The 23,206-nt window shown below is 36.1% G+C and carries 20 protein-coding genes; 6 read left to right on the forward strand and 14 right to left on the reverse strand.

Annotated elements, in window-relative coordinates; translation table 11 throughout:
- Nucleotides 1–33: 33 nt before the first annotated feature.
- Entirely contained in the window at nt 34–789 is a 756-nt protein-coding gene (locus STRPS_RS08955; RefSeq protein WP_007893975.1) for a lipoate--protein ligase family protein, read from the reverse strand.
- A 128-nt stretch (nt 790–917) separates the two neighbouring features.
- Here STRPS_RS08955 and STRPS_RS08960 point away from each other — a divergent pair, with 128 nt between their 5' ends.
- The 4 genes from STRPS_RS08960 to STRPS_RS08975 all read left to right on the forward strand — a co-directional run bounded on the left by STRPS_RS08960 (nt 918) and on the right by STRPS_RS08975 (nt 4,636).
- Nucleotides 918–1,604 carry a phosphopantothenate--cysteine ligase gene (locus tag STRPS_RS08960; protein WP_007893953.1) on the forward strand — a complete coding sequence of 229 codons (687 nt, stop codon included), beginning with the start codon at nt 918–920 and terminating at the stop codon, nt 1,602–1,604.
- On the forward strand, nt 1,597–2,142 hold the full coding sequence (coaC, locus tag STRPS_RS08965) for a phosphopantothenoylcysteine decarboxylase (RefSeq protein ID WP_007893962.1): 546 nt from the start codon (nt 1,597–1,599) through the stop codon (nt 2,140–2,142). Before STRPS_RS08960 ends, coaC begins: the two co-directional genes overlap by 8 nt.
- Before the next feature lie 57 nt (nt 2,143–2,199).
- Entirely contained in the window at nt 2,200–2,769 is a 570-nt protein-coding gene (locus tag STRPS_RS08970) for an ECF transporter S component (RefSeq protein ID WP_007893959.1), read from the forward strand.
- Nucleotides 2,770–2,917: 148 nt separating this feature from the next.
- Nucleotides 2,918–4,636, forward strand: coding sequence for a phospho-sugar mutase (locus tag STRPS_RS08975; RefSeq protein WP_007893973.1), 1,719 nt, complete (start codon nt 2,918–2,920; stop codon nt 4,634–4,636).
- A 44-nt stretch (nt 4,637–4,680) separates the two neighbouring features.
- Here STRPS_RS08975 and STRPS_RS08980 read toward each other — a convergent pair whose 3' ends face one another.
- From STRPS_RS08980 to STRPS_RS09020, 9 genes are all read right to left on the reverse strand, one after another.
- A complete protein-coding gene (locus STRPS_RS08980; protein ID WP_007893297.1) occupies nt 4,681–8,079 on the reverse strand; it encodes a S8 family serine peptidase in 3,399 nt (1,132 codons plus the stop codon).
- Between the two features lie 183 nt (nt 8,080–8,262).
- On the reverse strand, nt 8,263–9,219 hold the full coding sequence (locus STRPS_RS08985; RefSeq protein ID WP_007893138.1) for an ABC transporter permease: 957 nt from the start codon (nt 9,217–9,219) through the stop codon (nt 8,263–8,265).
- Between the two features lies 1 nt (nt 9,220).
- Complete coding sequence (locus STRPS_RS08990; RefSeq protein ID WP_007893345.1) at nt 9,221–10,288, reverse strand: ABC transporter permease; 1,068 nt, start codon at nt 10,286–10,288, stop codon at nt 9,221–9,223.
- A complete protein-coding gene (locus STRPS_RS08995; RefSeq protein ID WP_007893210.1) occupies nt 10,281–11,813 on the reverse strand; it encodes an ABC transporter ATP-binding protein in 1,533 nt (510 codons plus the stop codon). Before STRPS_RS08995 ends, STRPS_RS08990 begins: the two co-directional genes overlap by 8 nt.
- Before the next feature lie 127 nt (nt 11,814–11,940).
- Entirely contained in the window at nt 11,941–12,996 is a 1,056-nt protein-coding gene (locus STRPS_RS09000; RefSeq protein WP_007893329.1) for a BMP family lipoprotein, read from the reverse strand.
- 91 nt (nt 12,997–13,087) lie between these two features.
- Nucleotides 13,088–13,477, reverse strand: a complete 390-nt coding sequence (locus tag STRPS_RS09005) for a cytidine deaminase (RefSeq protein WP_007893088.1) — start codon at nt 13,475–13,477, stop codon at nt 13,088–13,090.
- Nucleotides 13,464–14,126 carry a deoxyribose-phosphate aldolase gene (gene deoC, locus STRPS_RS09010; RefSeq protein ID WP_007893385.1) on the reverse strand — a complete coding sequence of 221 codons (663 nt, stop codon included), beginning with the start codon at nt 14,124–14,126 and terminating at the stop codon, nt 13,464–13,466. The genes STRPS_RS09005 and deoC overlap by 14 nt, the downstream gene beginning before the upstream one ends.
- Before the next feature lie 9 nt (nt 14,127–14,135).
- Nucleotides 14,136–15,413 carry a pyrimidine-nucleoside phosphorylase gene (locus STRPS_RS09015; RefSeq protein WP_007893025.1) on the reverse strand — a complete coding sequence of 426 codons (1,278 nt, stop codon included), beginning with the start codon at nt 15,411–15,413 and terminating at the stop codon, nt 14,136–14,138.
- Nucleotides 15,410–16,000 carry a class I SAM-dependent methyltransferase gene (locus tag STRPS_RS09020; RefSeq protein WP_007893359.1) on the reverse strand — a complete coding sequence of 197 codons (591 nt, stop codon included), beginning with the start codon at nt 15,998–16,000 and terminating at the stop codon, nt 15,410–15,412. Before STRPS_RS09020 ends, STRPS_RS09015 begins: the two co-directional genes overlap by 4 nt.
- A 265-nt stretch (nt 16,001–16,265) precedes the next feature.
- Here STRPS_RS09020 and coaA point away from each other — a divergent pair, with 265 nt between their 5' ends.
- On the forward strand, nt 16,266–17,186 hold the full coding sequence (gene coaA / locus STRPS_RS09025; RefSeq protein WP_007893324.1) for a type I pantothenate kinase: 921 nt from the start codon (nt 16,266–16,268) through the stop codon (nt 17,184–17,186).
- Nucleotides 17,187–17,245: 59 nt separating this feature from the next.
- The gene (gene rpsT, locus STRPS_RS09030) at nt 17,246–17,488 is read left to right on the forward strand and encodes a 30S ribosomal protein S20 (protein WP_077321972.1); all 243 of its coding nucleotides are present in this window, start codon (nt 17,246–17,248) and stop codon (nt 17,486–17,488) included.
- Nucleotides 17,489–17,563: 75 nt separating this feature from the next.
- On the opposite strand, the gene STRPS_RS09035 is transcribed toward rpsT, so the two are convergent.
- The 4 genes from STRPS_RS09035 to phoU form a co-directional block, all read right to left on the reverse strand.
- A complete protein-coding gene (locus STRPS_RS09035; RefSeq protein ID WP_007893273.1) occupies nt 17,564–18,883 on the reverse strand; it encodes a sensor histidine kinase in 1,320 nt (439 codons plus the stop codon).
- The gene (locus STRPS_RS09040) at nt 18,876–19,550 is read right to left on the reverse strand and encodes a response regulator transcription factor (RefSeq protein WP_007893281.1); all 675 of its coding nucleotides are present in this window, start codon (nt 19,548–19,550) and stop codon (nt 18,876–18,878) included. The genes STRPS_RS09035 and STRPS_RS09040 overlap by 8 nt, the downstream gene beginning before the upstream one ends.
- 352 nt (nt 19,551–19,902) lie before the next feature.
- Nucleotides 19,903–22,452: a M1 family metallopeptidase gene (locus tag STRPS_RS09045; RefSeq protein ID WP_007893092.1), complete on the reverse strand. Its 2,550-nt coding sequence runs from the start codon at nt 22,450–22,452 to the stop codon at nt 19,903–19,905.
- Nucleotides 22,453–22,526: 74 nt separating this feature from the next.
- A complete protein-coding gene (gene phoU, locus STRPS_RS09050) occupies nt 22,527–23,180 on the reverse strand; it encodes a phosphate signaling complex protein PhoU (protein ID WP_007893157.1) in 654 nt (217 codons plus the stop codon).
- Nucleotides 23,181–23,206 lie beyond the last annotated feature (26 nt).

Consider the following 23,206-nt stretch of genomic DNA (forward strand, 5'->3'; position numbering starts at 1 on the left):
TGATAATGACTCCAATATTGGAGGGCTCTTTATTTATAACTGCTTAATTTGAAAGCAATTTTGACTTAAGGCCACTTTTATCATCTCAATAAGTTGATCAACGGTAAGAGGAGTTTCTAATAAATCAGAAAGATTGGCCATGCACTGACTGTTAATATTAGGAAAAGCTATTCTTGATTCTTGAGATTTGCCTTCTTTGTAAAAATGAGACAATAAGCGACATCTCTCTTCCTGATCACCGCTGACACTCAGATAGATTGAAATCAGAACAGCATTTTTCTTGCGACGCTGGGCAATACCAGCAAATTTTTTACCATCAATACTGAGATCATACTTACCAGGGCAATAGGATTGACTAATTTCCTCAACATCAATAACTTTTCCACTTGACTTGAGAGCTTCTTTTATCAAATCTACCATTATTAAATAACCATCTGCAATTCGAAAACTTGAGTCATCATTTTGACCAATTGGTAGACAAAGAGAAAAATTAAGAACACCACTATCTGAAACAACTGCTAAGCCGCCGATATTCCGAATAGCGACCTGATAACCTTGGTCCTCTAAGTATTTTTTAGCATTTTCAAAAGAAGGGAGCTGCCGATCTATCATGCCTAGAATAACCGTATTTTCCAGAGGCCAAAAATGCAGAAATACATGATTGGGATCATTATTAACTAGCTCTAGTATGCTTTGTGAGCTTGATAAAGCTGACTCAACAGTAGGGGACTTCCTGCTATCATCCAACACAGTTAATGGCAATTGATGAAAAAGATTTAAGCTCGTCATGTTTTCCTCACTTTAAGTGATTGTTTTTTATCTCCATCTATTTTAGCTTAATTAGAAGCATTATGCTATTAAAACCGATAAGAATATAAACCGTTACTTAGCTCTCTAAAATATGTTAAAATAAACTTATGAAAATTTTAATTACATCCGGTGGAACAACTGAAAAAATTGATTCTGTCCGAAGTATTACCAACCATTCTACAGGTAGACTGGGTAAAATGATTGCCGAAACTTTTTTAGAAAAAGGGTTTGACGTTACTTTAGTTACTACAGCTGCTGCCCTGAAACCTCAACAACATGAGCACTTAGCCATTTATCAGGTTACAACTGTTGCTAGCCTAGCAGAAACCTTAGAACCCTTAGTAAAATCTCATGATGTTTTGATTCATAGCATGGCAGTTTCAGACTACACGCCTGTCTATATGACAGATCTTGACAGTGTCAAAGAAGTTTCTGATTTAGATTCACTACTAACTAAAACAAATACAGAAAGCAAAATTTCGTCGCAATCGGATTACCAAGTTCTCTTTCTTAAAAAAACACCCAAATTAATTTCTTTGGTTAAAAAGTGGAATCCTGCAATAACATTAATCGGCTTTAAGCTTCTGGTTAATGTTGAAAAAGAACAGTTGCTCTCAGTAGCGAAAGAAAGTTTACTAAAAAATGAAGCTGCTTACATTTTGGCAAACGATTTAAGCCAAATAAATGAACAGCAACACCACGCTTACTTAGTTAGTTCTGATGATTGCATTGAGTTAAAAACAAAAGCAGAAATTGCTAAACTAATTTGTAGAAAGATTATTGACAATGACTAAAAATATTACATTAGCCGTTACAGGTAGTATCTCAGCTTATAAAGCTGCTGATTTAACAAGTATGCTAACTAAAGCAGGTTTGAATGTGACAGTACTTATGACTGAGGCAGCGCAAGCATTTATAACTCCACTAACCCTACAAGTACTATCTAAGAACTCTGTTCATCTTGATACTATGCAAGAAGATGATGTGACTATTGTCAACCATATTGAATTGGCCAAAAAGACAGATCTATTTCTAGTCGCGCCAGCTTCTGCTAATACTATTGCGCACTTAGCCTATGGCTTCGCTGATACTATTGTCACGAGTGTTGCCCTTGCTCTTCCCCAAACCACCCCAAAAATAATTGCCCCTGCAATGAATACTAAAATGTATACTAACCCTATTACTCAAGAAAATATCAAGCGCCTTGAGCGTACTGGGTACCAACAAATCCTACCCCAGTCGTCCTTATTAGCTTGTGGAGATACGGGAATGGGGGCACTCGCTGATATTAAAGATATCTACACTGTAATCCTTGACTTTTTAAAGAGTTAGCAGTTTTTAGATCTAAATTCATAACCTTACAGAAAAATTTTATGGAGAGTTTACTTAATGAATCGTCGAAAATCCTCTGAAGTCGCAACTATTTCAATCTTTTTTGCGATTATGTTACTGATACATTTTATCAGTTCTTTTGTCTTCAATATTTGGCCACTTCCCATCAAACCAACCCTTGTTCATATCCCAGTTATCGTTGCTTCAGTACTATATGGTCCACGAATCGGTAGTATCCTTGGGGGGCTTATGGGCATTATCAGTGTCATCACAAATACTATTATCTTACTCCCTACAAACTATCTCTTCTCACCATTTGTAGATCACGGTAATATTTTTTCATTGGTAATTGCCATTGTACCACGTGTACTTATCGGTGTGACACCTTATTTGTGTTATAAATACCTTGCCAATAAAGTCGGTTTAATAATGTCAGGAATTATTGGCTCACTAACCAATACTATCTTTGTTCTTAGCGGAATATTTATCTTCTTTGGCAGAGTATTTGATGGTAATATAAAGGCTCTTTTAGCGGGAATTGTATCCTCAAACGCACTTGCAGAAATGCTTATCTCTGCTATCGTTGTTATGGCTATCGTTCCAACCTTAAGCAAAATAAAAAAATAAGACCAAAAACCTCGCTTAATGAGATAAGCAAGGTTTTTTCTGAAAGATTTCAATTGAAAGAAATTTGCAAATTTCCACAAAAAAAAGTGATTTTTCGCCACGAAAATGGTATACTGTAAGCGTTTAAAAACTAATAAGGAGATAATGAATGACCTATACAGAAAACTTTGAAAAATGGCTAAATGTCCCTAATCTTCCAGATTATTTACATGATGAATTAACACAGATGGACGAAAAAACAAAAGAAGACGCCTTCTATACAAATCTTGAATTCGGAACTGCGGGCATGCGTGGCCTTATCGGAGCGGGTACAAATCGTATCAATGTTATCGTTGTTCGCCAGGCCACTGAAGGTTTAGCAAAATTATTAGAATCAAAAGGACAAGAGGTCAAAAATCGTGGTGTCGCTATTGCTTATGATTCTCGACATTTTTCATCTGAGTTCGCCTTTGAGTCTGCTCAGGTTTTAGCAGCACACGGAATCAAATCCTATGTTTTTGAGAGTCTTAGACCAACACCTGAGCTTTCATTTGCTGTTCGTCACCTAAATGCTTTCGCTGGAATCATGATAACAGCTAGCCATAATCCTGCCCCTTTTAACGGATATAAAGTGTACGGTGCTGATGGAGGGCAAATGCCTCCTGCTGATGCCGATGCCTTAACAGCATTTATTCGCTCCATTGAAAACCCTTTCTCTATCACCTTAGCTGACTTAGAGGATTCAAAAGCAAATGGATTAATTGAGGTTATTGGTGAAGCAGTTGACACTGAGTATCTTAAAGAAGTTAAAAAAGTTAACATTAACCATGAACTTATCAAAGAATTTGGTAAGGATATGAAAATTGTTTATACACCGTTACATGGGACTGGAGAAATGTTAACTCGTCGCGCCTTAGAACAGGCTGGATTTGAGTCCGTTGAAGTTGTTGAAGCACAAGCTAAACCAGATCCTGATTTTTCAACAGTTGCATCACCCAACCCTGAGAGTCAGGAAGCTTTCGCCCTTGCTGAGGAACTTGGTCGTCAGGTCAATGCTGACGTTCTTGTTGCTACCGATCCAGATGCCGATCGACTAGGCGTTGAAATTTGCCAAGCTGATGGTTCCTATCAAAACTTATCAGGTAATCAAATTGGTGCAATCATTGCAAAATATATCCTTGAAGCTCATAAACAGGCAGGAACCTTACCTAAAAATTCTGCACTTGCAAAATCTATTGTTTCAACTGAATTAGTAACAAAGATTGCAGAAAGTTATGGGGCAACCATGTTTAGTGTCCTTACTGGCTTTAAATTTATTGCAGAAAAAATCCAAGAATTTGAAGAAAAACATAATTACACTTACATGTTCGGCTTTGAAGAAAGCTTTGGTTATCTTATCAGACCATTTGTTCGTGATAAAGATGCTATCCAAGCCGTTTTAATTGTTGCTGAAATTGCTGCCTACTACCGCTCTAGAGGCCTAACGTTAGCTGATGGTATTGATGAGATTTACAAAGAATATGGCTATTTTGCTGAAAAAACAATTTCTGTTACCTTATCAGGTGTTGATGGTGCCGCAGAAATTAAGAAGATTATGGATAAGTTCCGAAATAATGCCCCAAGCCAATTTAATACTACTAATATTATCCAAACAGAAGATTTTCAAGAACAAACGTCAACAACTAAAGACGGTATTGAAAAGCTGACAACACCACCAAGTAATGTGCTTAAGTATACCTTAGCTGATGACTCTTGGATTGCTGTGAGACCTTCTGGAACAGAACCTAAAATCAAATTTTACATCGCTACTGTAGGGGCAACTCTTTCTGATGCTGAGGTAAAAATTAAAAATATCGAAGCTGAAATCAATTCCTTTGTAAAAGATTAATCAAAAAAAGAAAGTTCTAGTTTTTAGAACTTTCTTTTTTTGAATTAATTTGATTTTCTTTTAAAGAAGGGTATCAAACTTAAGACTAAAGCTGAAATAAGAGATAGAGCTCCTAAAAGTTTATGCGTTTTTTGTGAGTCATTCGTGATCGGTAATGACTTTTCTTTTTCTTGTCCTTTTACGACCTTAGCTGCTTTAAAGTTAAGATCTTGTTTAGTGGTAGTTGCTTTTTTGGTAACTAATTCTGTAGCATCCTGATTCTTTTGCTCATCCTCATCTCCATGGATAAGTGGTTTTACAACAATTTTTTCCTTATTTAATTGATTTTCTTTATCAGGTAAAACTGGAGCTTGCTCACCAAGAAGAATCTCATCTACTTTATCGTTTCCTTTATTTTTAAGTAACTCTTCAAGTGTAATAGCGCTATAATTACCAGCTCTATCCTCTAGAACATAGTATAAGCGATCCATTTTGCTGATATCAATTGTAATCATTTCTCCACTCAACTCATCTTCAATTTCTGTTGGTATGATAAATTGACCATTTTCATCTCTATCAAAGAAAATAAAGTTAACTACTTCATCACCATATTTATAATAGAGACGATCACGATAAGCATCATTTGAATGATCACTAAACACTTTTGGAATCGTCAAACTTCTTGTCTCTGAATCAAAACTAATATTCTTAGGAAGTTCTGGTAAAGTCAAATCAACTAAAATATTGAAGTCCACAGACTGCTCACTAGCTCCCTTTGCAATCGGGGTATAGATAACACGATAAATATAGTTTCCTTCTTTCACGATATTACCAGAAGAATCTTTACCATCCCATTTTGTTTTCTCTAAAATACCTTGTTTTAATTCATTAGTATTGACATGTTTTTGGGCAAACGGTGTAACCTGGCTTTCCCAAATTGGTGTTGTTAAATCATCATTTTTAAAGACCTGTGCTTTAATATCTTTAGCATTTCTTAAGAAAATCCCTTTAAAGACAAGGCTATCCATATTATTATCACCATTTGGTGATATAGCAAGATAAGGTTTGCCATCTTGGAAATAGAAGCGTCTAACTGTATCATCACCTTCTTTTATGTAGGAACCAAGGAAATCTTCAATAGAAATTTCTGGAGAAAGTTCAGCTGAAAACTCTTCCGACTTACTTCCTTCCACTATTGACCATGGTGTAAAATCTGTCATCAATCCTGTAAAGTGGCTATTTTTAATTTGTTGAATACTATCAACTTTAAAGTCTAGTTTATCTTGACCTTCTTCTGGACTGTAATAGAAAGTACCTTCAAGGCTCTTATAAATTGGGCTATCTAGAGCTTCCAAATCAGCAAATTTTCCTTTAAAGCCAAGAAACGGAATGGAAAGTGCATTTTGAAGGCCATCATTTGTGTCAAAATGAACAAAACCATCCACAAAGTAACCATTAATCATTTCACTACTTAATTCAGCATCAAACTTACTAATGTCAATTGTGATTGTGACCTCTTTTACCTCATTAGGTGCAAGGTTAATGTCTTGCTTGTTCGTTTTGTATAATTCTCTAGGGCCAAGTGTTATTTTGCCACCTTCAGCTTTATCTGTAAGTACTGTAGCATAATACTTAAACTGCTTAGCTTGATTACTCATATTATGTAATTTGACTTTTAACTCAAATGTATCTGAGACATCACCTAAATTGATTTTTGCTAAACCATTTGTTCCTGTTACAAAGACTTCTGTAGCAATAGCTTTCTTGGCATCAATAGCACCCGCACCTTGAAGTCTCGGTGAGTAATAGGTATGATCATCTGGACTAATAATTGGGCTTGCTGTAGACATTAAGATATTTTTAACTAATCTTAATTGCTCTTGAGGGCTATACTGAGGGAATTTTTTCTTAACATATTCTTGCACCAGACTAACAATTCCCATCGCATGCGGACTAGCTGTACTTGTTCCAGACATCGAATCGTATGTATTGCCAGGTGATGGGGAATAAATTTCATAACCCGGAGCAGATAGGTCAGGTTTCATATTGCCATCTGCAGATAGGCCCCAACTTGAGAAGTTTGCCATTTGTCTACCACCAGGAACTGCTACACGTTTTTTCTTCCAGTCAAAGCTTAAAGTAGCCTTGTCTAAAGACTTAAGGTAATCAAAGTCTTCAAAACTGATAAAGCCCACAGGTAATTGTCCATGATAGTTTAAAGGTAAAAGAGGTCGCTTATAATCCTTATGGTGAACAAGAACACCCGCTGCTCCTTTAGATTGAGCAAGTTCAGCAGTTGCTTTTGAAGTTTTAACACCACCATAGTTTACAATGACAATCTTATCTTTAACGTCTTTATCACGGTAATCATCTTCTAAACCATCTCCAATGTTAACAAAATTCAGTTTTTTTCCTTTAGGGAAAGGACTAGCCACGGTTACTGCTAACTCTTTTGATTCATTGTTAGCTGTAACAGTAAAAACTTCACTTACGGTTTCCGGAGCAACATATGCTGCGATAGTAATAACATCATCTGTCGTTGCAGGTGTCCCAATAACGCCAAAATCAGGATTCTTAGCTAGAGGTTTTAGGGAAGAGCCTCCCATTGCAAAATCATTTCCAGCTGCAACAACAACTGCAACCCCTTTTTCCCTAGCAGCATTTAGAGCTCTATGAACACTTTCTTTTAATTCATCACTGGCTTTTCCGACATTCCCAAAACTCATGTTAATAGCTGTAGCCCCAAGAGCAATCGCATCCTCAATTGCTAAAGCATACAGATTTTCTTTTTCAGACATGACTTTCGTTTCCCCAATTTTTAAGAACATCAGTTGGGCTTCTGGAGCAACTCCCTCCATTAAAAGTTCATTTTTTTCACTTTTCATTGAACCTGTTGCAATACCAGCAACGTGTGTTCCATGATATAAATGATCACTATTAGTTTTTGATGAATTTACTCCTGAGTTATAATCATGATAAAAAACAAGCTTGTTATTTACCCATTTTCCTCTGTCAATTCCACGCTCTTTTTTCTTAGCTTCTAGTTCTTCTTCACTTTTATATTTTAAATCGCTGCTATCACTAGGCTTTAACATATCATGTGTCTCTTCAATTCCAGAATCGATGACAGCAATTAATGCTCCCTTACCTTTACCGGCTTTTTCCCAAAGATCTTTAAGGTTTGAGGGGTCAACTTGATCAATCAGTGGTTTTTCTTGTTCTCCAGAAACTGGTTCAGTAATCGTTTCTTTAGCCACTTCTTCTTTCTTACCAACTGGCCCAGTAGCTTCTACAGACTCAGTTGTTGCGTTAGCGGCAACAGCTTGCTCTACCTGCTTTGCAACGACTGCTTCTGAAGATGATTCATCAGCTGATATACTGCTTACTTGGGTTAATAAAACACTTGTCGCAGCAAGTGATAACTGAAGCATAATTAATTTTTTCGAGCGAATGTTACTTTTCACAATATGTTCCTCCAATAGAATGTCCGTTAATAATGATACATTATTATCATTTATTTAGCAATAGATTTTAAATAGATTAGATTTTTCATAAAATATTAACACTTTTATAGATCAAAATATAATCTTAAATAAGCAAAAAGCCCTGGAAATCCAGAGCTTTTTGCTTATTTAAGATTTAATCTTTTATTTAGATTTGATATAGTTAACACCATCTGCTTTAGGCGCCACTGCTTGTCCAAAGAAAGCGGCAAGAATGATGATGGTAAAGAGATAAGGTGCTATCTCTAAATACACTGTTGGAATTTTCTCCAACAAAGGTAGTTGAGCACCAATGACTGCTAAACTTTGTGATAATCCAAAGAATAAACTAGATAACATTGCTCCTACTGGGTTCCACTTACCAAAAATCATTGCAGCAAGTGAAATAAATCCAGGACCTAAAATTGTCGTTACAGCAAAGTTAACTGAAATGGATTGTGCATAAACTGCTCCTCCAATACCGCCAAGGAAGCCGGAGATCATAACACCATAATATTTCATTAGGTAGACATTTATCCCTAGTGTATCAGCTGCTTGAGGGTGTTCACCAACTGAACGTAAGCGTAGGCCAAATCGTGTTTTATAAAGAACAAACCAAGCAAGGAAGGAAAAAGCAACAGCTAAATAGCCAACTAAGGTTGTATCTTTAAAGAAAATATGACCAATGATAGGAATATCACTCAAAATAGGAAAGTCGAATTTTCCAAAAGAGGCTTGAATATTATCAGTTTGACCTTTCCCGTAGAAGACTTTTACTAAAAAGACTGCGAGGGAAGGAGCTAATAGATTTAAGACTGTACCAGAAACAATGTGATCTGCTCTAAAATTAATAGTAGCTACAGCATGGAGCAATGAGAAGATTAGTCCTACTAAACCGCCGACTAAAACAGCAAGCCAAGGAGTCGCTTTTCCAAAAGTATCAACAAATTCTAAGTTGAATACAATACCTGAAAATGCTCCCATGACCATAATCCCTTCTAATCCGACATTAACAACACCAGATCTTTCTGAGAAGGTACCTCCAATACTTGTGAAAATAAGAGGGGTAGCATAAATCAACATTGAAGATATTAACAATGAAAGAATTGTAACTAATGACATCTTATTTACCACCTTTCACAGTTGTTTTTTTACTTCTAATCATATAACGTTCAATTAAGTAGTGGGCCCCTACAAAGAAAATAATTGAGGCTGTCACAATTTTGACCAGTTCTGGAGGAATTCCAGCAACGTTCATACCAGGTGCGCCAACATTTAGGACACCAAAAAGGAAAGCTGAGAAAAAGATACCAAGTGGATTATTGGCTGCGAGAAGGCTTACTGCCATACCATCAAAACCAACAGCTAGAGAACTTGATTGAACAAAAACATTTCCAAACGTACCTAATCCTTCAACAACACCACCTAGGCCGGCTAGTGCACCTGAAATAATCATTGAAAGAATGATAGTTCTTTTGGCAGACATACCAGCATATTCACTAGCATGAGGATTTAAACCAACTGAGCGGATTTCAAATCCTAAGGTTGTTTTATTTAGTAAAAACCAAATAAGGAGGATAGCTATTAATGCAAAGAAGATACCAATATTAAGTCTTGAGTTATTTGTTAATTCTGATAGCCACGGCGTTTGATAACTAGCATTACGACTAACTTGAACAGAGGAATCAATACTTTGTTTAATATTTTTTGCGAAGCCATTTTGAATAACAGCGTTACCAGTATACAAAATAATATAGTTCATCATAATGGTTACAATAACTTCACTGGTCCCTAGAAAAGCACGTAAAATACCAGGTATTGCTCCAGCGATCCCCCCAGCGACCATCCCAATTATTACTGTCAATACGATCAGCAAGGGACGAGACATGTCTGGATGTGAGAGGGCAAACCAAGTGGAAGAAATCCATCCTGCCAAAGCTTGCCCAGAAAGACCAATGTTAAAAAAACCTGCCCGACTTGCAACTGTAAAGCCAAGGGCTATAAGAATCAGTGGCCCCATTGCTCTTAATATCTCACCGATATTTTTCACACTACCAAAAGCAACATTAAATAAGCCTTCGTAACCCCATATTGGATCATAGCCAAAGATAAACATAATAATTGCGCCAAGTACAAAACCTAATAAGACGGAAATGACAGGAACTGCAATTTTTTGTGCCTTTTTAGACATTTTCTTCCTCCTTATCAATTGAACCACCAGCCATAAGAATTCCTAACTCCTGTTTATTAGTCGTTTCTGGCATAACAATGCCTTGGATTTTTCCATCATGGATAACAGCAATTCGATCAGATAAATTCAAAATTTCATCAAGTTCAAAGCTAACTACTAAGACAGCTTTTCCTTTATCACGCTCTTCAATCAGACGTTTATGAATATATTCAATTGCACCAACGTCAAGGCCTCGAGTTGGCTGACTAACAATTAGTAAATCAGGATTGCGATCAACTTCACGGGCAATAATAGCTTTTTGCTGATTACCTCCAGAAAAGCCTCTAGCTGGAACTAATTCACTAGCACCACGTACATCAAATTCGGCCATCAACTGACGAGCATAATTATTGATTTTAGCATAATTTAAAATACCATTTTTGCTTAAAGGTTCTTTATAATAGGTTTGTAAGGCTATATTCTCTGCTAAAGAAAGATCTAAAATTAAGCCATCACGATGTCTATCTTCTGGAACGTGGCCAACTGACAATTCAGTAATTTTACGTGAGGAATACTGAGTAACGTCTTTACCTTTTATTGTAAGCGTACCAGATTTTATTTTACGTAAACCAGTAATCGCTTGAATCAATTCACTTTGTCCATTACCGTCAATACCAGCAATACCAATAATTTCACCAGCCCTAACATCTAGTGACAGGCCTTTGACAGCAGGAACACCACGGTTTTCATCAACAAATAAATCCTTAATTGATAAAACAACTTCCTTTGGTTCTGAAGGATTTTTAGCGGTTGTAAAAGAAATAGAGCGTCCAACCATCATTTCTGCTAATTCCTTTGAACTAACCCCTAAAACATTAGCTGTTTCAATTGATTTTCCTCTGCGAATAACCGTTACACGATCAGCGACGGCACGGATTTCATCTAATTTATGTGTGATAAGGACGATAGACTTGCCTTCTTTAACCAAGTTTTTCATAATCACCATTAATTCTTGGATCTCAGAAGGTGTTAAAACAGCAGTTGGTTCATCAAAAATTAGAATATCTGCGCCACGGTAAAGGGTTTTTAAAATCTCAACACGTTGCTGAGCTCCGACTGATATATCAGCAACTTTAGCATCAGGATCAACGGATAAGCCGTATTTTGTTGATAAATCTCGAATTTCTTTACTTGCTTTCTTTAAATCTAAACAACCATTTTTAACCGTTTCATTTCCTAAAATAATATTTTCAGCAACAGTAAAGGCTTCAACCAACATAAAATGTTGGTGAACCATACCAATTCCTAAGCGAGAAGACTTAGAAGGAGAATCAATTTGAACAGGTTTACCGTTAATCAAAATTTCACCTTCTGTGGGCTCAAGTAATCCAGCCAGCATGTTCATCAAAGTAGACTTACCAGCTCCATTTTCTCCTAGTAAGGCATGAATTTCACCTTTTTTGACGGTCAAATTAATATGATCATTTGCGACAAAATCACCAAATTTTTTTGTAATCTCTTTCATTTCAATGACATGTTGAGTCATAGGATCGCGCTTCCTTTCAATTCACACTTTTATTTCAGCAAAGCTTGCCAGCAATCGCAAGCTTTACTGAGACAAAAATTATCTCAGTCTAAAAGAGCGACCGACAAAGGTCGCTCAAACTTTAGGTTTATTTATCTGGAACAGTAATATTGCCAGAAATAATTTTTTCTTTAGCTTCTTTGATTGCTTTTATAGTATCATCTGAAAGGTTAGTTGTTGCAATATCAACACCACCATCTTTTAAACCATAAACAGTTGTTTTGCCACCGGGGAATTTTTTATCAACAACAAGTTTATTGATGAGTTGAACGGATTTACCAACTTTTTTGATTGAGGATGCAAGCACAAAGTTTGATTTTTTACCATCTTTAGATGTGAAGTTTCCTTCGTCTTTTTGGTCACGGTCAACGCCGATAACCCAAACTTTCTCAGCGTCAGTTTTTTTCTCGTTACGAGCTTTGGCTTCGTTGAAGACACCTGCACCAGTTCCACCAGCCGCTTGATAAATGATGTCTGCACCACTAGCATATTGTGCAGCAGCAATTGTCTTTCCTTTAGCAGCATCGCCAAACGATCCAGCATAATCGACTTTTACTTTGATTGAACTATCAACAGATTTAACACCTTCTTGGAAACCTTTTTCAAAACGTGTAATGACTGTCCCCTTCATACCACCGATAAAGCCAACCACTTTTGTCTTTGTCGTTTTAGCAGCTGCAATACCGGCGAGGTAAGCCGCCTCATTATCAGCAAACGTTACGCTAGCAACATTGTCTTTACCTTCAATAACATCATCGATGATAACATATTTAGTTTCTTTATTATCTGTTGCTGCTTTAGCAATAGCATCTTTAAGAGCAAAACCAATACCATAAACAACTTTGTAACCGTCAGCTGCTGCTGTATCCAGATTAGTTGCATATTCAGATTCACTATTTGATTGGAAGTAGTTAAAACCAGCCCCTTTCTTAAGACCCATTTTTTTACCCCAAGATTGTAAACCTTCCCAAGCTGATTGGTTGAAAGATTTATCATCAACACCACCAGTATCAGTAACAATTGCTACTTTTAAATCTGTTTTAGCATTTTTGCTATCAGATTTTGAAGGACCGCGATGTCCACATGCAGCTAAACTTACTAAAGCTACAGAAGCTAAACCAAGACCGATAAATTTCTTGTTCATGAAAATGAACCCTCCTAAAAATGTTTCTAGCAATCCCTTGCTGAAAAAATATATATAGCCTTATGGCTAAATAACAAGTTAAAGTCAGATTTTAAGATAAATCTGTAAAAGAATATGGAAGCAAATCCCTCACTGTTGTCAAAGTAGTACGACCATCTTTAGCAATAAGCGTTACTTTGGCAGTGGGTTCAAAAAATTCAGCCATTACTTGGCGACATGCCCCACAGGGAGAAACTGGTTCTTGCGTTTCTCCAAAAATGGCAATTTCAGACAATTCTTTATGTCCCTCCGATACCGCTTTAAATATGGCTGTGCGCTCTGCACAGTTTGTTAATCCAAAGCTAGCATTTTCAATATTACATCCAGTAAAGAGTTTACCATCACTGGTCAATAGAGCCGCGCCTACCGGAAATTTTGAATAGGGAACATAAGCATATTTACTAGCCTCAATAGCAGCAGACTCTAGCTTAGTAGCCACCATTAGATGTCTCCCCATTGATAATTTTCACACCAGCAGAGGTACCTATTCTAGTAGCACCTGCTTCAATAAAGGCTAATGCATCATCCAATGAGCGAGCACCACCAGCAGCCTTCACACCAACGTTAGGACCAACAGTTTGGCGCATCAATTTAACATCTGATACAGTAGCACCACCTGTTGAAAATCCTGTTGAAGTTTTAACAAAATCAGCGCCAGCATTTACTGCTAAAGTACAAGCTTTAACTTTTTCCTCATCAGTTAACAAACATGTTTCAATGATGACTTTCACAAGCTTGTCTCCACTTGCTTCCACTACTGCTCTAATGTCATTCTCTACATAATCATAATCGCCCTCTTTCATACGACCAATATTGATAACCATATCAATTTCATCTGCACCATTTTCAATAGCATTTTTAGTTTCAAAAGCCTTTGTTTCTGATGTAGTTGCTCCAAGCGGAAAACCAACTACTGTGCAAACTTTAACGTCAGAATCTCTTAAAGCCTGTGCACAGTAAGATACCCAAGATGGATTAACACAAACACTAGCAAAATCGTATTCTTTTGCTTCTGATAATAATTGGTTCAATTGTTCTTTCACACTATCTGCTTTCAACAAAGTGTGGTCAATATACTTATTTATTTCCATTAAAACACCTCAAGATATGACTTTTATGATCTCTTCAGGAGCAATTTGCTCTTTTCCTATTTTAACATTTTTTTCGAATTCTGTAATCACATTTTCACTTAAATCTTCACTAGAATAAATGACTGCGATACGCTCTCCAGCAAGAACTGAATCACCGACCTTCTTATCAAAAATAATACCAGTTTCGTAATCAAGTTGATCAGTTTTAACAGCTCTACCAGCTCCTAGTTTCATTGCAAATAAGCCAAATTCTAATGCTGGTAAGGCTGTAATATAGCCATCTGTTTTTGCAAAAATTTCAGTCTGTACTTCTGCACTTGACGGTCTGTAAAGATCAATTAAATCACCGCCCTGTCGATTAATCATCTCTTCAAACTTGGCTAAAGCATGACCTGAAACCAGATGTTCTTTAATCTCTTCTTTTGACTTTGAAACACCTGCAAGTTCTAGCATTAATTGACCCAGGTCACAAATGAAGTTTGTCACATCCTCACGACCTTCTCCTTGCATAATCTGAATTGCTTCCAATACTTCTAAACGATTCCCAATTGACCGGCCTAGAGGCTGACTCATATTAGTAATAACCGCAATTGTTTTACGTCCTACTTCTTTACCTAAATCAACCATTAAACGTGACAACTTTTCAGCATCTTCAATAGTCTTCATAAAAGCGCCATCACCAACGGTAACATCTAATAAGATACTGTCGGCACCAGCAGCAATTTTTTTACTCATAACAGAGCTAGCAATGAGAGGGATAATATCAACGGTAGCAGTGACATCACGCAAAGCATAAAGCATTTTATCGGCTTTAACCAACTTATCAGATTGACCAATGACTGAGAGCCCAATTTCTTGAACTTGTTTGATAAAATCATCCTGGCTAATGTTAATATTATAACCTTTTATAGATTCTAATTTATCCAGTGTTCCACCTGTGTGACCTAAACCTCTACCGCTCATTTTGGCAACAGGTACACCGAAACTTGCTACTAAAGGTGCAAGGTTTAAGGTTACCTTATCGCCAACACCTCCAGTTGAGTGTTTATCTGTCTTAACTCCTGGAATTGCTGATAAATCAATCTGCTCGCCAGATTTAACCATTGCCATAGTCAAATCTTTAGTCTCACGGGTTGTCATCCCCTTAAAATAAACTGCCATAGCAAATGCAGACATTTGGTAATCTGGTACAATGCCTTGAGCATAATTAGAAACTAACCATTCAATTTCCTGAGTGGAAAGTTCTTGCCCATCTCTTTTTTTCTGAATTAAATCAACGGCTCTCATCCTTTAATACTCCTTAAAATATAATAGCCTTTTTCTTTTTTTAGAATTTCCACATTGCCAAAGATTGATGCCATTTTTTCTTTAGCGCTTGGTGCTCCTTGTTTTTTCTGAATGACAATTGTGAGGTCACCATTTGAGTGAAGAAAATCGAAGGCTTTTTCGATAATCTCATGCACAACTTTCTTACCTGCTCGGATAGGAGGATTACTGATAATATGGTCAAACTGACCAGTGACATTTTCATAAATATTCGACTGATATATCGCCACCTCAACTTTATTATAGGTTGCATTTTTTTGGGCAAGCTCAATAGCACGGTTATTAATATCAATTAATGTCGCAATCACCCCTTGAGCTTTGGCAAGACTGATTCCTAAAGGTCCATAGCCGCACCCCACATCAAGTAAGCTTTCCCCTTCTCCAAAAGATAAGTTATTGAGAAGAACTTGGCTTCCAAAATCAATCATTTTTTTTGAGAAAACACCAGAATCTGAAAAAAAAGTGAACTCTTGGCCTAAGAGTTTAACATCTAATTTATGAACGTCATGTTGACTATCTGGATTTTCATCATAATACATTTTCGACATGCTTTTTCCTATCTATTTTCGATGCTTATCCATTCTAACATACTTTGAAATGGTTTACAAGACGCTTGTTTTTAACCCTTTCCTTCATATTGTTCGCTTTTTACGAACTTTCAAGATGATAACTATCTGACTATTACGAATAACCTAATAAAACGCTTACATACCTTATTTTAAAGGGATTATTTCTATATAATAGTCAATATTTTTTTCTATATTTTTTTTAAAATGGTATAATAGCACTATTGTCATTCAATAAGGAGCTATTATGAGCAATGAATTTATTAATTTTATAAAAATGTCTCGTCAATCATGGAAAGATCTTCACCAGCAGTCCCGCCCATTGCTAACCGAAGATGAACTAGAAACAATCACCAGTCTAAATGATAATATCAATATCACTGATGTTATTGAAGTCTATCTCCCTCTTCTAAACCTCATACAGATTTATAAAATTAACCAAGAAAACCTGTCTTTTTCTAAAAGCCTTTTTTTAAAAAAAGATGCTCATTATCGGCCTTTTATCATTGGTATATCAGGTTCAGTTGCAGTTGGAAAATCAACCACAAGCCGTCTGCTTCAACTGCTCCTAGCCAGGACTTTCAAGTCCAGTAAAGTAGAATTAGTGACAACCGATGGCTTTCTTTATCCTAACGCCTATTTATCAAAACATAATATCTTAAATCGTAAAGGATTCCCTGAATCTTATAATATGGAATTGCTTTTGAATTTCTTAGACGCCATGAAAAACGGTGTTACCACAGAAGTTCCAGTTTATTCTCATGAAATTTATGATATTATCCCTAACCACTTGCAAACTATTGAAAGTCCTGACTTTTTAATCGTCGAAGGAATAAATGTTTTTCAAAATCAACAAAATAATCGCCTTTATATGAATGATTATTTTGATTTTTCAATATACATTGATGCTGATAGAAACCATATTGAAAACTGGTATATCGAACGGTTTGAAAGTATTCTTGAATTAGCCAAAAATGATGCTAGTAATTTTTACACTGAATATGCGTCCATGCCTAGAGATGAAGCAATTGCTTTTGCTAAAGAAGTTTGGAAAAATGTTAACTTAGTTAATTTAGAAAACTATATTGAGCCAACTCGAAACCGTGCACAAATCATCTTGCATAAAGCACAAGATCACAAAATTGATGAAATCTTTATCAAAAAATAAATATGACTTGCCAAACAAGTATTATTCCTATATAATAGTGTAGTTAGATTAATACGGAGGTGAAAACATTGGCAAATATTAAATCAGCTATCAAACGTGCAGAACTTAATGCTAAAGCAAATGAAAAAAATTCTGCACAAAAATCAGCTATGCGTACTGCTATCAAGGCATTTGAAGCAAATCCATCTGAAGAGCTTTTCCGCGCTGCTTCTTCAAGCATCGATAGAGCAGAATCTAAAGGTTTGATTCACGCTAACAAAGCTAGCCGCGATAAAGCACGTCTTGCTGCTAAACTTGGCTAATAAATATCCAATGAAAACTCCACAAGGAGTTTTTTCTTTACGCAAAAGTGGTTAGAACCCCTGGTTCTAACCACTTTAATTTAGAGGAAGTTTAACCTCAAAGACACTCCCCTTGCCTTTATTATCATTAACAAGAATAGTCCCCTTTAAGGAAGTGACAATTTGTTGAGCCAGTGACAAACCTAATCCAAAGCCACCATGACTTCTTGTTCTTGCTTTATCTACTCGATAAAAACGGTCAAATATTTTCTTTTTATCAGCATCTCTAATCCCCGGTCCATTATCTTCAACAGTAATAAAGAAATATTTATCTGTATTTCTAACAGTGATTTTAATAAAACCTGATTCATCTGTATATTTAATTGCATTATCGAATAAAATTGTCATTAATTGTTTTAGAAGGGACTTATCCATTCTAATTGGCTTAGTAACGCCATTAACAGACTCAAAACCTTTTCCATAATCTTCAGCAATGAGTTTATAATTGTCAAAAATACCATCAAAAAAGTGACTCGATATTTCTACAATTTCAGGTTTAATACCATCATCCCGACGAGCTAAGTTCAGAAGATTAGTTGTTAATATTCTCATGTTTCGAACCTCTTCCAAGCTTGAGGCAATTGCTTCGCTATTATCCAAAATACTCTCATTGGGCTTGCGAAAAAGGGTTTCTAAACGATTTTGGAGCACAGCCAAAGGCGTTCTTAATTCATGACTGGCATTTTCAACAAACATCTTCTGTTTTTCATAGCTTTCGAGAATTGGTTTGTTACTCCAATTGGCTAAATAGATACTTGCCAAAATAGAAATAAGCCAAAATAGAATCATAATGATAATGATTATTTTTTCATAGCGTTCATTCGTTTTTTCAGATTGCTCTACGTTCACAACAGCCATTAAATAAGCAACAGCTGGGTAGTTGTTAGAATGAACTCTAACCGTAATAGTATGAAATTTTTCCTCATGACCGTAATAATTAACCAATTTCCTGGTTTTAATTTCGTTTAAATCACTCTTTTTAAAAGAGAAATTTTGAAAATTAGAAAGCGCATCAAAGGTATTAATCACCATACCATTAGCATTAAATAAAATAATATCAGTATTTGCGACGGGTTGATCACTATTTTTCCCCTTTAAATCATCTAGATTTGTTTTAAAATTGAAGTCTTGACCATCAAAATAGAAAGAGGAAATCCTTTCCATAGTTCGATTAGCATAGAGGGTTGAATGAGTCGCAACAGCTGTCAAGCTTGTATCTACTGATGAGTAAACGCCCACTTTCATAATTTGCAGAATAATAACCGTCATAACAACAAATATACCTGTAAAAACGGCAAAGAAATGAAAGAAACGGTCAAAATTATCTGATGTAATAATAGCTCTGTATTTAGTCATTGGCTTTTAAAATGTAGCCAACGCTACGTAAGGTCTGTAAGTTTGTTGCAAAATCAGTATCTTTTAATTTCTTTCGAATTTTAGACACATAAACTTCCACGACCGAGATAGTGGTATCACTATCAAAACCCCAAATCCGATCAAAAATTTGGGATTTCGGTAAAATAACATTCTGATTTTGAAGTAAATAGATGAGCAGATCATATTCTTTCCCTAATAGTTCAACGGCACTACCATTCACTTTCACAGCATTCCGATCAAGGTCAACTCTGAGATTACCAAACGTAATACTGTTTTCGTTAAACTTACCAGTTCGTTTAAGAAGGGCTTGAATGCGCATTTTAAGTTCTTCCAAGTAAAAAGGCTTGGTTAAATAGTCATCAGCACCTAATTCAAAACCATGTCCCTTATCATCTAACCCTTCTTTAGCAGTCATAATTAAAACAGGGGTCTTAATATCCTTTTCTCTAAGCTCTTTTAGAACTTGAAAGCCATTTTTTTCTGGGAGCATTAAATCTAAAAGAATTAAATCATAAACCCCACTTTCTGCTTCATATAAACCTTCATCTCCATCAAAAACTTGCATAACATCAGCAAAATCATCGAGAAAGTCAAAAATAGAATTCGATAAACTTAAATCATCTTCAACTAGTAATATTTTTATCATTGCACTTCTCCTATTTAGCATCACCGAAGGTTCTCATTCCGTTCAGTACTATTACTTTAAATCATATCATATTTTGCTTAATATTTTCTAAAAAAGTAATTGCAAAGATAGGAAGACCTCTGAACGTAGACAAAATAGATTTTTACCCACTACCGACTCTCTTTATCATACAATAATAACACTCTTGATTCTGTCCTTTAGCAAAGCTTGCGAGTGAGAGGAGCACAGACCGATAGCTTAGAAGTTAGCAAAAATACCAGAAACTTATCGTTTCTGGCATTGAGAAATCTTTAAATCTTAAACTTTCCTTTTCATCAATCAAGCTGTTTCCTTTAAAGAGAACAAGAAATTTCTAGTTTTTGTGGTTAACTTCTGATAAAGCTTGATGAACAGCTAGCTTTTCCCTTTCAATGAGAGTAAGTCGAGCTGAAATTTCATTAATACCCATTTTAATATTCCGATTGATTGCCATATCGTCTAACTTAGGCTCAAAGAAGGCTTGGTACTCATCAAGGCGTTTTTTCGTTTTGAAACTATTGGCAGGATAAATAACAAACTTATCAAAACTCATATCTCCACCTAAGGCTGCTTTAATCCACTGCCAATCTTCACGCGCCCATTCCCAGGTCGCTTCTTGTGTAAATTCTTGAGAAAGCAAGAAACGATACCACATTGCCAAATCTTGTGGTTTCACTATCGACTTGTCTTTAAGGCTAACTAGGATCCGACGGAGGGCTGCTTGGCTATGGGTTCTAGACATAGCATAGGCTAAATCAACCCGGATATTATTATCCGTTGTGGCTATATAAGTATCAAAATAATGGTTAACCAGTTCTTCTGTTTCAAAATACTTCATCTGGTTAAGGAGAACAAATCGTCTCGTAGCAGCTGGTAACTTAGTTAGATCATCAGCATGTGCTTCAAAGATTCCTTTCGCTACTTGGACAGCATCTTCATTACCCGCAGCAATCAGGTGACCTAGTGCAATTTGACGAACCATTTCTGCTTCATCTGTTTCACCTTTTACTTTCTCAAAGCCGTGCGCTTGATAATCGGCTTTAAAAATAGCAGTTACCAATTGGTTATAATCTGACTGCGCAGTTGACTCCTCATCAACAAAAGTGTCTAATCCAAGGAGAACTTGGTCAATAGCAGAAGCCACCATATAGGTCTTTTCTTCAGCTAGCTTAGCAATTAAGCTTACCAATTCTGCATAGGAAATTTGGCCACCTTCTGCCAACAGACGACGCTCTTGAATAATTTGGAGTAAACTCGTTTGATCTAGGTGTTTAAGGTCAGCTTCTATAGCATCAAAAACAGGCCCTTGATAGTTGCTAATATAGTGTGCTGTATTTTCGGTATTTAAACGTAATGGAACTGTATTTTCTGCTTGTAATTGACTGAAATTTGGAATAAGGAGTTCTTTTTCAGTCAGCATATCTGGTATTGCTTCCCAAGTTGCATTAAGAGGAATAGGCCAAATACGGTCTTTTTCATCATGTTCACCGATAAAGAATTGTTCTTGGCGAATATGAAGGTGATCATTTTCAACTGATAAGGTCACAACTGGATAACCCGGTTGTTCTAACCAAGCATCCATAAAGCTTGCGACATCTTTACCTGAACTTTCACTTAATGCATTCCACAAATCGCGGCCGACAGTATTACCATACTGATGTTTTTCGAAATAGAGAGCTAATCCTTTAGCAAAATCAGCATCACCAATCCAGCGTCTTAACATATGCATCAATCGACTTCCTTTTGCATAAACAATTGCTGGATCAAATAAGGTATTGATTTCGTCAGGATGATTAACAGCTACATGAACCGATTGAACACCATCAGTTGCATCACGTTTTAAAGCTAATGGGACACCTCCTGTTTGGAAGTCCTCAAATATTTTCCATGATGGTTCAATAGCATCAACGGATACATATTCCATCATATTAGCAAAGCTTTCATTTAACCAAAGGTCATCCCACCATTTCATTGTTACTAGGTTACCAAACCATTGATGAGCTAACTCGTGCGCGACAACTAATGCTACTTGTTGTCGACTTGAGGCAGTAGAATTTTTATCAACTAGGAGATAGATCTCACGATAGGTGATTAAGCCCCAATTTTCCATCGCCCCAGCAGAAAAATCAGGCAAAGCTAAGTTATAGGATTGTGGAATGGGGTATTTGACACCAAAATAATCTTCATAAAAGTCAATAACCCGCACAGCGATATCTAATGAAAATTCCAAAGCACTGCTAGGGTGCGCTTTTGTTGAGAAAATCCCAACCTCTGTACCATTTTTAGTCTTTGCTGTGATGCCCTGCAATTCCCCTAAACCAAAAGCTAAGAGATAAGAAGACATCTTGGGGGTGGTATCAAAAGTCCATAAGCCAGTTTCTTTTCTTAGGTCCACATTAATTTCTGGCATATTTGACAGAACTATTTCACCTTCAGTTTGATCAAATTTAATGCTAAGATCAAACGTTGCCTTTGCTTCTGGCTCATCAATACATGGAAAAGCTTCTCTTGCAAAATGGCTTTCAAATTGGGTAGAAATAACCTCTTTTGCTTGGCCATCAACTGTGTAATAAGATGGGTAAATACCAGTCATATTATCAGTGATATGCCCTGAAAATTCAATAACTAGCGTCATCAAGCCGGTTACTGGTAGCTCTATATGAAGCGCTTCATTTTCATCGTTTTTATGAAAATGAACATCTTCGTTATCCAATAAAACAGAATGAATGGTTAAGTTTTTTTGATGAAACGAAACATTATGATCAAGTGCTTCTCCGTTAATGGCAACGTTACCACTAAATGTTTTGCTTTCACGATTAATATCTAGAAAGATATTGTAGTTTTCTGGAACAAATTTCTCAATAAGATGTTCTACTGTCTTCATAAAACTCCTTTATTTATGATTAGAAAAATAGTGATTAGAAAAAAACTTTCTAACCACTATTATATCATACTTTATTACAATTCAATAATCTTTCCAGTCTTTAAGTAGACTATCCATTCGCACAGATTACGAGCATAATCACCAATTCGTTCAAGATACATTAAGACTTGGAAATACTCTTTGCCTGCAAAAGCTGCATCAGGAGTTTTCTTAATTTCTTCTACTGCTAATGTTTGAATTTCACGGTAATAATTGTCAATAACTTCATCATGAGCAGCAATTTCGTAGGCTTTGACATCATCACTGGTAATATAAGCATTCAAGGCATCTTCAACCATGTGTTTGACTGCTTTACCCATAAGATTAATTTGCTCCTCAACTAAAGGAATCCGTTCTTCACCCTTCATGCGGATAGTTGCTTTTGAAATAGATGAAGCATGGTCACCAATTCTTTCAATATCACTAGAAGCCTTAAGAACAGTAATCACTGTCCTTAAATCATTAGAAACAGGCTGCTGTAAAGCAATAATTTCAAGTGATTTTTTTTCTAACTTTGTTTCAAATTCATTAATAATAACATCTGCTTCAATGACTTCTTTTGCTAAATCACGATCATGGCTAACAAAAGCTCGAACTGACTTGTTTAGTTGTGCTAAAACTTCAGTTCCCATTGAATAGAATTGATTATGTAATTTATCTAATTCTTCTTCAAATTTCGTTCTTAACATTCTTTCTCCTTATCAATAGTGGTAAC

Source organism: Streptococcus pseudoporcinus LQ 940-04 (assembly GCF_000188035.1).
In the GTDB taxonomy this organism is placed as follows: domain Bacteria; phylum Bacillota; class Bacilli; order Lactobacillales; family Streptococcaceae; genus Streptococcus; species Streptococcus pseudoporcinus.

Excerpts from the sequence above, each read along its gene's own strand:
- STRPS_RS08955 (WP_007893975.1), bottom strand. The coding sequence starts at position 789 with ATGACGAGCTTAAATCTTTTTCATCAATTGCCATTAACTGTGTTGGAT.
- STRPS_RS08960 (WP_007893953.1), top strand. The coding sequence starts at position 918 with ATGAAAATTTTAATTACATCCGGTGGAACAACTGAAAAAATTGATTCT.
- coaC (WP_007893962.1), top strand. The coding sequence starts at position 1,597 with ATGACTAAAAATATTACATTAGCCGTTACAGGTAGTATCTCAGCTTAT.
- STRPS_RS08970 (WP_007893959.1), top strand. The coding sequence starts at position 2,200 with ATGAATCGTCGAAAATCCTCTGAAGTCGCAACTATTTCAATCTTTTTT.
- STRPS_RS08975 (WP_007893973.1), top strand. The coding sequence starts at position 2,918 with ATGACCTATACAGAAAACTTTGAAAAATGGCTAAATGTCCCTAATCTT.
- STRPS_RS08985 (WP_007893138.1), bottom strand. The coding sequence starts at position 9,219 with ATGTCATTAGTTACAATTCTTTCATTGTTAATATCTTCAATGTTGATT.
- STRPS_RS08990 (WP_007893345.1), bottom strand. The coding sequence starts at position 10,288 with ATGTCTAAAAAGGCACAAAAAATTGCAGTTCCTGTCATTTCCGTCTTA.
- STRPS_RS08995 (WP_007893210.1), bottom strand. The coding sequence starts at position 11,813 with ATGACTCAACATGTCATTGAAATGAAAGAGATTACAAAAAAATTTGGT.
- STRPS_RS09000 (WP_007893329.1), bottom strand. The coding sequence starts at position 12,996 with ATGAACAAGAAATTTATCGGTCTTGGTTTAGCTTCTGTAGCTTTAGTA.
- STRPS_RS09005 (WP_007893088.1), bottom strand. The coding sequence starts at position 13,477 with ATGGTGGCTACTAAGCTAGAGTCTGCTGCTATTGAGGCTAGTAAATAT.
- deoC (WP_007893385.1), bottom strand. The coding sequence starts at position 14,126 with ATGGAAATAAATAAGTATATTGACCACACTTTGTTGAAAGCAGATAGT.
- STRPS_RS09015 (WP_007893025.1), bottom strand. The coding sequence starts at position 15,413 with ATGAGAGCCGTTGATTTAATTCAGAAAAAAAGAGATGGGCAAGAACTT.
- STRPS_RS09020 (WP_007893359.1), bottom strand. The coding sequence starts at position 16,000 with ATGTCGAAAATGTATTATGATGAAAATCCAGATAGTCAACATGACGTT.
- coaA (WP_007893324.1), top strand. The coding sequence starts at position 16,266 with ATGAGCAATGAATTTATTAATTTTATAAAAATGTCTCGTCAATCATGG.
- STRPS_RS09035 (WP_007893273.1), bottom strand. The coding sequence starts at position 18,883 with ATGACTAAATACAGAGCTATTATTACATCAGATAATTTTGACCGTTTC.
- STRPS_RS09040 (WP_007893281.1), bottom strand. The coding sequence starts at position 19,550 with ATGATAAAAATATTACTAGTTGAAGATGATTTAAGTTTATCGAATTCT.
- STRPS_RS09045 (WP_007893092.1), bottom strand. The coding sequence starts at position 22,452 with ATGAAGACAGTAGAACATCTTATTGAGAAATTTGTTCCAGAAAACTAC.
- phoU (WP_007893157.1), bottom strand. The coding sequence starts at position 23,180 with ATGTTAAGAACGAAATTTGAAGAAGAATTAGATAAATTACATAATCAA.